The 13,128-nt window shown below is 53.4% G+C and carries 9 protein-coding genes and 3 tRNA genes; 8 read left to right on the top strand and 4 right to left on the bottom strand.

The annotated features are described in order from the left end of the window. Nucleotides 1-204: 204 nt before the first annotated feature. A complete protein-coding gene (gene yjeM, locus IB214_RS21800; protein WP_117342433.1) occupies nt 205-1,707 on the top strand; it encodes a glutamate/gamma-aminobutyrate family transporter YjeM in 1,503 nt (500 codons plus the stop codon). A gap of 81 nt (nt 1,708-1,788) precedes the next feature. On the opposite strand, the gene mscM is transcribed toward yjeM, so the two are convergent. The 3 genes from mscM to rsgA all read right to left on the bottom strand — a co-directional run bounded on the left by mscM (nt 1,789) and on the right by rsgA (nt 7,234). Next, nucleotides 1,789-5,103, bottom strand: coding sequence for a miniconductance mechanosensitive channel MscM (gene mscM, locus IB214_RS21795; protein ID WP_096758598.1), 3,315 nt, complete (start codon nt 5,101-5,103; stop codon nt 1,789-1,791). A gap of 17 nt (nt 5,104-5,120) precedes the next feature. After that, nucleotides 5,121-6,089, bottom strand: a complete 969-nt coding sequence (gene asd, locus IB214_RS21790; protein ID WP_096758597.1) for an archaetidylserine decarboxylase — start codon at nt 6,087-6,089, stop codon at nt 5,121-5,123. Nucleotides 6,090-6,181: 92 nt separating this feature from the next. Next, a complete protein-coding gene (rsgA, locus tag IB214_RS21785; RefSeq protein ID WP_170972982.1) occupies nt 6,182-7,234 on the bottom strand; it encodes a small ribosomal subunit biogenesis GTPase RsgA in 1,053 nt (350 codons plus the stop codon). Nucleotides 7,235-7,340: 106 nt separating this feature from the next. Here rsgA and orn point away from each other — a divergent pair, with 106 nt between their 5' ends. From orn to IB214_RS21765, 4 genes are all read left to right on the top strand, one after another. After that, nucleotides 7,341-7,886, top strand: coding sequence for an oligoribonuclease (gene orn / locus IB214_RS21780; RefSeq protein ID WP_117342432.1), 546 nt, complete (start codon nt 7,341-7,343; stop codon nt 7,884-7,886). A 196-nt stretch (nt 7,887-8,082) separates the two neighbouring features. Further along, nucleotides 8,083-8,158 (top strand) — tRNA-Gly (locus tag IB214_RS21775). Nucleotides 8,159-8,194: 36 nt separating this feature from the next. Continuing rightward, nucleotides 8,195-8,270: transfer RNA gene (locus IB214_RS21770), tRNA-Gly, on the top strand. A 36-nt stretch (nt 8,271-8,306) separates the two neighbouring features. Continuing rightward, a tRNA-Gly gene (locus IB214_RS21765) sits at nt 8,307-8,382 on the top strand. A gap of 269 nt (nt 8,383-8,651) precedes the next feature. Here IB214_RS21765 and queG read toward each other — a convergent pair. Then, nucleotides 8,652-9,791, bottom strand: a complete 1,140-nt coding sequence (queG, locus tag IB214_RS21760) for a tRNA epoxyqueuosine(34) reductase QueG (RefSeq protein WP_115259624.1) — start codon at nt 9,789-9,791, stop codon at nt 8,652-8,654. On the opposite strand from queG, the gene nnr reads away from it, so the two are divergent. The 3 genes from nnr to amiB are packed head-to-tail and all read left to right on the top strand — an operon-like array spanning nt 9,790 to nt 13,122. Then, nucleotides 9,790-11,319 carry a bifunctional ADP-dependent NAD(P)H-hydrate dehydratase/NAD(P)H-hydrate epimerase gene (gene nnr / locus IB214_RS21755; protein ID WP_117342431.1) on the top strand — a complete coding sequence of 510 codons (1,530 nt, stop codon included), beginning with the start codon at nt 9,790-9,792 and terminating at the stop codon, nt 11,317-11,319. The genes queG and nnr overlap by 2 nt on opposite strands. Beyond that, a complete protein-coding gene (gene tsaE, locus IB214_RS21750) occupies nt 11,309-11,770 on the top strand; it encodes a tRNA (adenosine(37)-N6)-threonylcarbamoyltransferase complex ATPase subunit type 1 TsaE (protein ID WP_096758592.1) in 462 nt (153 codons plus the stop codon). The genes nnr and tsaE overlap by 11 nt, the downstream gene beginning before the upstream one ends. Nucleotides 11,771-11,787: 17 nt before the next feature. Next, entirely contained in the window at nt 11,788-13,122 is a 1,335-nt protein-coding gene (gene amiB, locus IB214_RS21745; RefSeq protein ID WP_117342430.1) for an N-acetylmuramoyl-L-alanine amidase AmiB, read from the top strand. Nucleotides 13,123-13,128 lie beyond the last annotated feature (6 nt).

The raw sequence follows: 13,128 nt of genomic DNA, 5'->3' as shown, positions 1-13,128 counted from the left end.
TCCGCATTGCAAAGTGGCGCATAGTCGTCACTTTGTAGCATCTTTTTTCATTTCCCCTCTAATAGCCACAATTTAACTCTGGAATTTTGTTAGCATTCAGGTATCAATCCTGTGTTGATTTTCTTATTGCTGATCTCTGCAAGGGGGCAGTATTCACCGGTGAGTGGTGTTTGATAAACACTCTCCAGAGTAAGGGATAGTTTAATGACCCAAACAATAAAAAAGATGAGCCTGACTGGTCTCATCCTGATGATATTTACGTCTGTTTTTGGATTTGCTAATAGCCCCTCGGCTTTCTATTTAATGGGATACAGTGCCATTCCATGGTATGTATTTTCTGCATTATTATTCTTTATCCCATTTGCCTTAATGATGGCTGAAATGGGGTCTGCCTATCGGAAAGAAGAGGGTGGGATCTATTCGTGGATGAATAATAGCGTCGGACCTCGTTATGCGTTTATCGGCACCTTTATGTGGTTCTCTTCCTACGTTATCTGGATGGTGAGCACCGCGGCGAAAGTCTGGGTGCCTTTTTCCACCTTTATATTCGGCGCGGATATGACGCAGACCTGGCGTATCGCCGGGTTTGAGCCCACGCAGGTCGTCGGACTGCTTGCTGTTGGCTGGATGGTGTTGGTGACTGGCGTAGCGTCACGGGGTATTAATAAGATTGCTCGCATTACGGCGGTTGGCGGAATTGCCGTCATGTGTCTTAATTTAGTTCTGTTGTTAGTGAGTGTCGCTATTTTGTTATTAAGCGGTGGCCACTTTGCACAGGATATTAATTTTGTCTCTTCACCGAATCCGGGATATCAGTCCGGTCTGGCCATGCTGTCATTTGTGGTGTTTGCTATTTTTGCCTATGGCGGAATAGAAGCCGTGGGTGGACTGGTTGATAAAACAGAGAAACCTGAAAAGAACTTCGCGAAAGGCATTGTCTTCGCGGCGATTGTCATTTCAGTGGGTTATTCGCTGGCCATCTTTTTATGGGGCGTGAGTACCAACTGGCAGGATGTATTAAGTAATAGTTCAGTGAACTTGGGTAATATTACTTATATCCTGATGAAAAGTTTGGGGATGACGCTGGGCCATGCGCTGCATCTTTCACCTGAGGCGGCTATCACTACAGGCGTCTGGTTTGCGCGTATTACCGGCCTGTCTATGTTCCTTGCTTATACCGGGGCATTCTTCACGCTCAGCTACTCGCCGCTGAAAGCAATTATTCAGGGGACGCCAAAAGCACTGTGGCCTGCACCGATGACCAGACTGAACGCTATGGGGATGCCGACGACGGCGATGTGGATGCAGTGTCTGCTGGTGAGCCTGTTTATTCTTCTGGTGTCGTTTGGCGGCGATACGGCCTCAGCGTTCTATAACAAGCTGACGCTGATGGCGAACGTCTCGATGACGCTGCCGTATCTGTTCCTCGCGCTGGCGTTCCCTTTCTTTAAATCTCGCGTCGGTCTGGAAAGACCGTTTGTGATATTTAAAACCCGAGCCGCAACGCTACTGGCAACGAGTGTCGTGGTGCTGGTGGTGACGTTCGCCAACGTGTTCACCATTATCCAGCCGGTGATTGAAGCTGGCGACTGGAACAGTGCACTGTGGATGACCGGCGGGCCGATTTTCTTCTCGTTGTTAGCCATGGCGATTTACCAGAACTACAGCCGTCGTATAGCCAATGAGCCTGAATGGGCGGTTGAATAAACGACCTGCCTAATCCGGCCTACTAAAGAAGCATCTTCGTAGGCCGGATTAGGCGAAGCCGCCATCAGGCACCACTCACGTTTACAAGCTTCCCGCCGGGCGCTTACCTCTGCCCGCAGAACTTAACGTTCTCCCCGTTTGCTTTCCGCTGAGGCTCTCCAGACGCATCTGGAACGGTGGGAATGGCATATCAATACCGTGCTCACGGAAGCCCGCCAGAATCAGCTGGTGGATCTCGTGGCGCAATGGCATACGGTGTCCCATCTCTGCGGCATAGATACGCAGCTCAAAGATCTGAATCCCCTGCTGAAGGTCAACCAGGAAGACTTCCGGCGCCGGTGTGTCGATAACCAGTGAGCAGCGCTGGGCGGCAGTGAGCAGGATTTGCGTGACCTCCTCGCTGTTGGCTTCTGACGGTGCAGGAATGGTCAATACCACACGAGTCACTGAGTCGGATAACGACCAGTTGATAAACTGCTCGGTGATAAACGCCTTGTTGGGCACGATGATCTCTTTACGATCCCAGTCGCTGATGGTGGTCGCGCGGGTGTTAATCTTGGTCACGCTGCCGGTGAGGTCGCGAATGGTCACCGTGTCGCCAATACGAATTGGTTTTTCAAACAGGATGATCAGGCCGGATATAAAGTTGGCGAAGATCTCTTGCAAACCAAAGCCCAAACCAACACCGAGAGCAGCAACCAGCCACTGCAGTTTCGACCACTCAATACCAATCATTGAGAAGCCCACCAGGCCACCAATTAGCATCAGTAGATACTTGGTTATAGTGGTGATGGCGTAACCGGTACCTGGTGTTAAATCCAGGTGCTGCAACAGCGCCAGTTCCAGCAGTGCAGGCAGGTTACGCACCAGCTGGGTGGTGATGATAAACACCAGAATGGCAATAAGCACTGCGCCCAGCGTAATCGGCTCTAAGCTTTCTACGCCCTGCACCGTGGACGTCACATCCCATAGAGAGATATTTTCCAGGAAGCCGAACGCGGAATGAATTTCTGACCACAGCACGATGACTGAAAGCAGGGCGATGAGCATCAGGATAGACCGCACCAGGCGCAGCGACTGTGCGCTTATCGCGTCCAGATCGACTTCGCTTTCATCGATATCTATCGCTCCTTCCAGGCTGGTGGAGTGCGCGGGTTCTTCTTCACCACGTGCACGCTGCGCCAGCATTTCTGCGCGTCGGTGTTTGGCGCGGTCAAAAGCCAGACGACGGCGCTGGATAAGCATCCAGCGGCGGATGACGTGATAAACCACCAGCAACAAGAACCAGATAGCAACAGACGTCTCCAGGCGGGCCAGCAGCGCCTGTGCTGTGGCCAGGTAACCTACCGCGGCCGCAAGAATGGCAACTAACGGGGCACCCATTAGCATATTCCACAGCATGCTGTTGACCATGTTGTCGCCGTTGCCCTCTTTGTCGAGGTACAGCGGGATCCCGGCGCGTTTGAGGCTCAGAGTGACGATGGCCAGTGCGCCACAAATCAACATAAAGCACAGGCGTCCTAATGAAGCGGAGAATTCCCGGTCATTGAGATTATCAAACATGATCACCGCCATGATCAGCGGAACAATCAGTCCGATGCTCATCAGGTAATAGTGCATAGCTTTAGCGACGCGGTTGCGCGGCCAGCCAAAGTGCGCGATGAACAGACCATTCGGCCGCGCAAAGGTAGCGCAAATCATCACCGCCCACAGCATAGGCACCGTGGCGGTCACACCATCGCCGATGGCGACGGCCAGCGGATAGGGCCAGGCTTCCTGCAGGCCGTAACCCAGCGTCGCCCACAGCACCGGCAGCGGCGAGGCAACGAGAATTGACCAGAATACCGTTCGTATCGTCAGCCAGAAGTGATCCTGGGTGACTTTACCGACCCGCGCAGACGATCGCTCAAGAAAGCGGGTGAAGTGCTTACGCGAATAGAGGCTAAACCCTACCAGCACCAGCGCGGCGAACAACGGCAGCAGCGTGGCCTTACTGGTGAGCATCATGACGCTGGCTTTACCAAGCTGATTAAACGTATCTAATGAGATTAGACGACGCAGATCCTGAACCAAATCGACCGGCCAGGAGAGTGAAATCGGGCTGACGTCAGAGGTCCAGAACAGATAGCGGTGCGTGGCTTCGTTAACCTCTTTCAGCGCATCTTCCAACTGACTATTGGAGACTTTCAGCTTGGTTAACTCGAGTATCAGCGTATCGCCGCCCTGTAGCAGGGAATTCAACAGCTCACGCTGGGTACGCAGTTGGGCATTGAGAATACGGGTCTGCTCTGCGGTAAGCGGCTGTCCATCCGCTTGATGGATCTGGCGTAGCTGCGGCTGTTTGTTGAGGAGGTCTTCATAGCGCATGCGATGTACGCGCAGCTGCGCCATTTCGGTATCGAGCTGTTGCGGCTTAGGCATTTCAGGTAGACGGGAAACCTGCGCGCGAAGAGCTTCACCCAGCATATTCGACGCCCCCAGCCACTGTGACTGCTCGCGCAGCGTGTTCAATGCCTGACGTACCTGCAACGTTTGACCGGTGGCCTGACGCTGCTGAGACGCCACCAGGTCCATACGTTGTGCCTGTTGGTTTAACGCCTGTGACAGTTCGCGGTTGACCTTGAACTGATCGACAATGCCTTCCGGCAGTCCTGCACTGTTTTCTGCCAGCAGTTCGGTGCTTTCCAACGCCCGCTCCGCTTCACGCTGCCGCTGGCTATTGAGCTGATTTCGTAATGCCTGCAGGTAAGCGTCGAGCTGCTGGCTCTGTTTTTCGGCCAGTTCGGAGCGCATACGCGCCAGTTCTTGACGATTGTTAGCGGAAAGTTGTGCCAGCTCCAGCTCATCGACCAGCGCTTTGAGTCTGGCGGATTCAGCCTGCAACGACTGATTGAGCGGCGTATTGCCGCTGGCTGCGCCAAGGCGTCGTTCAATTTCATTTAATTGACGGCGAGCATCGGTTTGCTGTTGAGGGAGCTGGTTTAATGAATCGGCGATTTCGCGGGCGCGATCCTGCTCCTGCTGGGCCTGACGGCTTTTTTCCAGCAACTGGCTGCTGACCTGCAGGATCTCCTGGTTTAAGGCGTCAGCCGAGAGGTCCGTGGGGATGCTGCGAGGTTCATCGCGCAGGTTGCTAAGCTGCGCGCGTAGCGTCGCGGACAGCTTGGGGAAGTTATCAATAACCTGCTGATACTGTTCGGCGCGCTCGAGAGAGCCTTTACGCTCTTCAAGGGCATTCAGCGCGGACTGGAGCGCCTCGACGGCTTCTGGCTGAGCGGGTTTTGCCGCTTTGGCCTGCTCCAGTTCCTGGGTGATTTGTTTGGTATCGGGGGCCGTCGCAGCGTACGCCCCCTGGCTGAGGCACCAGGCCATCAGAAAAGTGATAATCAGGCGCACAGCAGCGATTCCTATGTTTAACTTTCGTCTTTTTTGTCGTCAACCAGCGGGCTGGCAGCGTGTTCTGCTTCGATCTCGTCTTGCGCAAGCGGGGCGGGTTCGGCCTCTGGCGTCACGAACGTTTCGGTAGAGATTGCCATCGGTTGACCGATTTTGGTGACTGAAAGATCCTGCAACTGCTCGACCAGATTAACTTTGCCTGGCGCAAACAGGTTGATGACGGTTGAACCAAGCTTAAAGCGGCCCATTTCCTGGCCTTTCAGCAGCGCCACTGAACCTTCACTTTCACCTTCAGGCCATGTCCAGCGCTTAATTACGCCTTCACGCGGTGGCGTGATGGTGCCAGCCCAGACAGTTTCGATGCTACCGACGATGGTTGCACCGACCAGAATTTGCACCATCGGGCCAAATTCAGTGTCAAACAGGCAAATAACACGTTCGTTACGGGCAAAAAGGTTGGGCACGTTTTGCGCGGTCAGAATGTTGACCGAGAAAAGATCGCCGGGCACGTACAGCATTTCCCGCAGGATGCCGTTACACGGCATATGTACGCGGTGGTAATCACGCGGTGAGAGGTACGTCGTGACAAACGTTCCGTTACGGAACTTGTCCGCCATTTGGTAGTTACCTGCCAGCAGTGCTTCAAGGCTGTAGCTGTGCCCTTTGGCCTGCAACAGTTTGTCTTCTTCGATGTTCCCCAACTGGTTAATCACGCCGTCAGCTGGCATAACCAGAACATTCGGGTCGGTATTAATTGGGCGGGCATCGTCACGCAGTGGGCGCACGAAGAAGTCGTTAAAGGTGCGATAGCTGGCGGTATCCGGCTTCTGCGCCTCTGTCATATCGACCTTGTAATATTTCACGAACAGATCGATAACCAGTTTAGTTAGCCATCCTGCTCGTTTGCTTGCACCCCAACCCGCCAGGCGAGTGAGCCATAGTTTCGGCAGAATGTATTGTAGCGAAAGCTTAAATGAATTTAACAAGGTAGCCTCCAGGCCATAATTTGTTCCCGATCCGGCATGCGGGCCGGATCCTGAAAAAAGGGGGACGATTCTAGCGATGCTTAGCTTAGTTGTCAGTTGTCCGTATCAGAAAAGTTTTTACGCGTTTTTACCTGCGCCATGCTTTCAAGGATGCGGTGATAATTCTCAAACCGAGTTTCGGCGATAGCCCCTTTCTCTACTGCTTCACGGATAGCGCAGCCTGGATCCGTATCATGCTTACAGTCGCGGTATTTGCAATGACCTAAGAAATCATGGAATTCGACAAACCCGTGGGTGATTTGTTCCGGCTCAAGATGCCACAACCCAAACTCACGTACGCCGGGGGAGTCAATGACGTCACCGCCGTGCGGGAAGTGGTACAAGCGAGAGGCCGTGGTGGTGTGTTGCCCAAGACCGGAGTTATCGGAAACATCGTTGGTCAGGATCTCTTTCTGCAGGCCGAGCAGGTTGTTGAGCAGGCTGGATTTGCCCACACCTGATTGACCAGCAAAAATGCTGATGCGATCGGTCAGCGCTTCCTCAAGCGGCTGCAGGCCGTCTTTTTTATGGCTGGAGACCATCAACACGCGATAGCCAATATTGCGATAGATATCCATCTGCTCATTCACGAAGACCATGCCTTCATCGTCGAGCAGATCGATTTTGTTGAGTACGATAATAGGCTCAACCTGCAACGTTTCGCAGGCAACCAGATATCGGTCGATAATATTGAGTGACAGCTCGGGTAAGATGGCTGAGACAATGACGATTTGGTCGATGTTGGCCGCAATGGGTTTTACACCGTCATAAAAGTCCGGACGCGTTAGCACCGAGGTACGTTCATGTACCGCTTCAACGATCCCTTTAACGTTCACGCCTTCGGCTGCGGCCTTACCTGGACGCCAGACTACACGATCGCCGGTTACCAGCGAACGAATTGTGCGACGGATGTTGCAACGGTGGACATCGCCGTCGGCAGACTCCACGTCGGCATGCATGCCAAAGCGGCTGATAACAATACCTTCAGCGGTCTCGCCAAACAGGTTGTCGTCGTAGTCGGGCTTCTCCGTGGACGTTTTAAGACGACGCTGGTGATTGGCGTTCACGCGGCGCTGTTGGCCTTTGGAGAGTTTATTTTTACTCAATCGTACTGACTCCTGGTCGCCCATGATGGGCAAAACATTTATGATACACGCAATTTTAGATGAATATAGTCACACTGAATGTGACGTCTGAAGGGTGGAAAATAGCATGAGTGGCAATGAAAACAACCTGATTTGGATCGATCTGGAGATGACAGGTCTGGATCCCGAGCGCGATCGCATTATTGAGATCGCGACGCTGGTGACTGACGCCAATCTGAATATTCTGGCTGAAGGACCGACGATTGCCGTCCACCAGTCCGACGCGCAGCTGGCGCTAATGGATGACTGGAACGTGCGTACGCATACCGGAAGTGGTCTGGTGGCGCGCGTGAAGGCGAGCACCATGGGCGATCGTGAAGCGGAGCTGGCGACGCTGGCATTTTTAAAAGAGTGGGTTCCGGCAGGGAAATCCCCGATTTGTGGCAACAGCATCGGCCAGGATCGTCGTTTCCTGTTCAAATACATGCCGGAACTGGAAGCGTATTTCCATTATCGCTATCTGGACGTTAGCACGTTGAAAGAGCTGGCCCGTCGCTGGAAGCCGGAGATCCTCGATGGCTTCACGAAGCAGGGGACACACCAGGCGATGGACGACATTCGTGAGTCCGTCGCTGAGCTGGCTTACTACCGTGAGCATTTTATTAAGCTTTGATTTTGTTCTCCGGTGGCTTGCGTCACCGGCTTTTTGACGCTAAATTGCCCAGCTTGATTGTAAAGTAATCACTTGAACGAGTTTTCAAAAAAATCGTATTCAAGGGGGTTGCAGCTAAACGAATTTCTCGTATAATGCGCCTCCCGTAACGACAGAGATTTACGCGTTACGACAGCAACAAAAGCAGTACAGATTTGCGGGAATAGCTCAGTTGGTAGAGCACGACCTTGCCAAGGTCGGGGTCGCGAGTTCGAGTCTCGTTTCCCGCTCCAAAATTTGAAAGGTATCGCAAGATACGCACCACCCAAGCGGGAATAGCTCAGTTGGTAGAGCACGACCTTGCCAAGGTCGGGGTCGCGAGTTCGAGTCTCGTTTCCCGCTCCAAAATTTGAAAAGTATCGCAAGATACGCACCACCCAAGCGGGAATAGCTCAGTTGGTAGAGCACGACCTTGCCAAGGTCGGGGTCGCGAGTTCGAGTCTCGTTTCCCGCTCCAAATTCTTATCTCAATAAACATATCCACAACGAATAATCGCGTTGGGGCTGTTTTCTTTTGTCTTTGACATACTCTTGTAAACAGACTTATCCACAGGTCAGAGTAATATTCCTGGAATGCAAAAAACTTCGCTTGGTGAATAGTATCTTTATAACCATTTGAATTTAATGAATTAATTATCATTTCAAATTGTTAATGTGATCACTTGACGATTTTTTCCTTCTTGAATATCAATGTGTTTTTATTTTTATGCACAAGCTGTGGATGACTTAAGCATCACGCGGCAGACCTTTTTCAATCACCCTGACCAGCCGCTGTTTCTTCGGTAATTGCACTTCAACCACGCAGGCATTTCTTTTCTCAATCTGCTGCGCAATCGCCCATTCTATGTGCTCGTCGAGAAGTGGGTGCTCACCTCTGCGATTTTCCAGCGCATTTATTACGGTTTCATCCCACGGGGCATTTCCCAGCGCGACGGCGATATTTCGCAACCAACGCAGGTGTCCGATGCGACGAATAGCCGAACCTTCCGTCACTTTTAAAAACCACGCTTCGCTCCAGCCAAACAGCTCAATCAGTTCCGGGGCATGCAGTTGTTTACGTGGGCTAAAGTCATCTTCTACAGTGAGCTGCGAATAGCGATTCCAGGGGCAAATGAGCTGGCAGTCATCGCAGCCATAGATTCGGTTGCCCAACAGTGGGCGAAACTCTTCCGGGATAGCGCCTTCTAGTTCGATCGTGAGATAGGAAATACAGCGGCGGGCATCAACGGTGTAGGGTTCAACGATGGCGCCCGTGGGGCAAATGGTCATACAGGCCACGCATTTGCCGCAGGCTTCTTCTACAGGCTGATCCACCGGAAGCGGTAAATCGATCAGCAGTTCACCAAGGAAGAAAAATGACCCGGCTTCACGGCTAAGAATTAGTGAGTGCTTACCAACCCAGCCAAGTCCGGCTTTTTCCGCCAGCGGACGCTCCAGAATGGGCGCAGAATCGACAAAAGGTCTAAAATTCAGCGAAACGCAATGCTGCTGGATCAACTCTCCCAGTTTTTTTAAACGGTTACGCAGCAGCTTATGGTAGTCACGGCCCAGTGCATAACGGCTGATGTAGCCCAGCGACGGATTTTTTAGCGTGCTGGCAAACGCGGCGTTAGCGGGGAGATAATTCATCCGTACGCTGATGACGCGTAAAGTTCCGGGTAATAACTCGTGGGGGCGGGCGCGCATCATACCGTGACGGGCCATCCAGTCCATTTCGCCATGGTATTGTTTATCCAGCCAGGCCTGCAGTTTGGGTTCGGCTTCGCTAAGGTCTGTATCGGCAATACCGACCTGCTGAAAGCCAAGTTCCAGCCCCCACTGCTTAATTTTTTGTGCTAACTGATTGAGATCGAGGGGCTCTGACATGACGGACCATACAATGAAGAAAAACCCCGCAAGTATACCACACTCCATCTGGCACGCCGATGACATCAAACGGATGGAACATGAGGCGGCAGACAGCCTTGGGCTGACGCTGTATGAGCTGATGCAACGTGCGGGAGAGGCGGCGTTCCAGGTTGCTCGCAATGCATATCCTGCCGCTCGGCACTGGCTGGTGCTCTGTGGCCACGGTAATAACGGCGGCGACGGCTATGTCGTGGCGAGACTTGCCAAAGCCGCGGGGATTCACGTCACGCTATTAGCGCAAGAAAGCGACAAACCGCTCCCACAGGAGGCAGAACATGCTCGTCATGCCTGGCTGAACGCAGGTGGCGTTATCCACGCCCCGGATATTATCTGGCCGCAAGAGGTGGATGTGATTATCGATGCGCTGCTCGGCACCGGCTTAAAACATGCACCTCGCGACCCACTGGCGACATTAATCAAACAGGCGAATGCGCATTCTGCTCCCACAGTGGCTATTGATATTCCTTCCGGTCTGCTAGCGCAGACGGGGGGAACGCCCGGAGCGGTGATTCATGCTGCCCATACCGTTACCTTTATTGCATTGAAGCCCGGTCTGATCACGGGCAAAGCGCGTGATGTCACAGGGCGTATCCATTTTAACGCGCTCGGACTGGATGCCTGGCTGGCGGGGCAGGACGCGCCCATTCAGCGCGTTGATGCCTCACAGCTTAGATGCTGGCTGACACCACGCCGCGCAACATCGCACAAAGGTGACCATGGTCGACTGGCGATCATCGGGGGTGACTATGGCACAGCAGGCGCCATACGCATGGCCGGTGAAGCGGCGCTTCGCGCTGGTGCCGGATTGGTTAAGGTGCTCACGCGCAGTGAAAATATTGCACCGATCCTGACCGCCCGTCCGGAACTGATGGTCGATGAGTTGACGCCTCGCGCGGTGGAGGAAAGTCTGGTGTGGGCGGATATCGTGGTCATCGGTCCCGGACTTGGGCAGCAAGAGTGGGGAAAAAAAGCACTGCAAAAAGTTGAGAATTTTCGCAAACCGATGCTGTGGGATGCCGATGCGCTTAACCTGCTGGCAATCAATCCCGATAAACGTCACAATCGCGTGATCACGCCGCATCCGGGCGAGGCTGCGCGACTGTTGGGCTGTTCCATTACAGAAATTGAAGACGATCGCTTACTTTCTGCACAGCGTCTGGTAAAACGGTACGGAGGTGTGGTGGTGCTGAAAGGCGCGGGTACGGTAGTGGCCTCGGAGCACAATGCATTAGCCATTATCGATGCCGGTAACGCAGGAATGGCCAGCGGCGGTATGGGTGATGTCCTTTCCGGAATCATTGGCGCATTGCTCGGACAGAAGCTTACCCCGTATGATGCTGCGTGTGCGGGATGTGTGGCGCACGGCGCGGCAGCGGATGTGCTGGCGGCGCGATTTGGTACGCGCGGCATGCTGGCGACAGATCTCTTTACCACGCTACAGCGTATTGTTAACCCTGATGTGATTGACGTTTATCATGATGAATAGAGTAATTCCGCTACCGGATGAACAGGCGACGTTAGACCTGGGACTGCGGGTCGCGAAGGCCTGTGACGGCGCAACGGTTATTTATTTGTACGGCGATTTAGGTGCGGGTAAAACCACCTTCAGCCGGGGATTCCTGCAGGCGCTAGGTCATAAAGGCAATGTAAAAAGCCCCACCTATACGCTGGTCGAACCCTATTCGCTTGAAAATTTAATGGTATATCACTTCGATCTGTACCGACTTGCGGACCCCGAGGAGCTCGAATTTATGGGGATCCGTGATTATTTTGCCAATGATGCAATTTGCCTGGTGGAATGGCCACAACAAGGTAAAGGTGTGCTCCCGGACCCGGACGTCGAAATACACATCGAATACCAGGCGCAAGGTCGAGAGGCGCGCGTAAGTGCCGTCTCCTCATCGGGTAATTTATTGCTGGCGCGTTTAGCCGAATAACCTTAAAGGGTGGCGGGATGATTTATCGCATCAGAAATTGGCTGATGGCAACCCTGGTCCTGCTGTGCGCGCAGGCAGGGGCCGCCAGCCTTTCCGATCTTCAGGTTTCTAACGGCGAACAGCAGGCGCGGATTACGCTCAGTTTTATTGGCGAGCCTGAATATGCTGTTTCGCAGGACGGGAAGCGCACCGTTGCGCTGGATATTAAACAAACCGGCGTGATTCAGGGACTGCCGCTGCTGTTTAGCGGTAATAACCTGGTTAAGGCCATCCGTGCGGGTACACCGAACGATCCACAGTCTTTGCGACTGGTTGTCGATTTAACCGAGAACGGAAAAGCCGCCGCTGTAAAACGGCAAAACGGCGGTAACTATACCGTGGTGTTTACCATCAATGCTGATGCACCTCCGCCGCCACCGCCACCTCCTGTGGTGGTGAAGCGCGTTGAAGCACCCGTTGTCGCTCCGCGTCCGTCAGAACCTGCGCGTAACCCGTTTAAAACGGAAAATAATCGCACGACAGCCGTCATCAACAGTAATACGGCCACGCGGCCTGCCGCTCGGGCGGTGAGCAACAATAATGGCGATAAAGTGGTCATTGCGATTGATGCCGGGCACGGTGGACAAGATCCTGGCGCGATTGGTCCTGGCGGCACGCGTGAGAAAAACGTCACCATCGCCGTCGCGCGTAAGCTGCGCAGTCTGCTCAATGACGATCCGATGTTTAAGGGCGTACTCACTCGTGACGGCGATTACTTCATCTCGGTGATGGGCCGTTCTGACGTGGCGCGTAAACAAAATGCCAACTTCCTGGTCTCCATTCATGCTGATGCGGCACCCAACCGGGATGCCACGGGTGCTTCCGTTTGGGTGTTGTCAAACCGTCGAGCCAACACTGAAATGGCTGGCTGGCTGGAACAGCACGAGAAGCAATCGGAGCTGTTGGGTGGCGCGGGTGATGTGCTGGCCAACAGTCAGTCCGACCCGTATTTGAGTCAGGCGGTGCTGGACCTGCAGTTCGGTCATTCACAGCGTGTAGGGTATGATGTGGCAACCAGTATGATCGGCCAGCTGGAGCGCATTGGTTCGATGCATAAGCGTCGTCCGGAGCACGCCAGTCTTGGCGTATTGCGTTCGCCGGATATCCCGTCTGTGCTGGTTGAAACCGGCTTTATCAGTAACAACAGCGAAGAACGATTGTTGGCGAGCGATGATTATCAGCAGCAGCTGGCCGAGGCGATTTACAAAGGATTGCGTAATTACTTCCAGTCGCATCCGATGCAAACCGGGCCACAGGGCGCACCGGCGCAAACTGCCAGTGCCATTTCGCCGGGCGACACGTTAACCAATTAAGGATTA

The sequence above is a fragment of the Citrobacter sp. C1 genome (assembly GCF_014596895.2).
Taxonomy (GTDB): domain Bacteria; phylum Pseudomonadota; class Gammaproteobacteria; order Enterobacterales; family Enterobacteriaceae; genus Citrobacter; species Citrobacter gillenii.
This window is presented reverse-complemented; position numbering and strand designations above follow the sequence as displayed.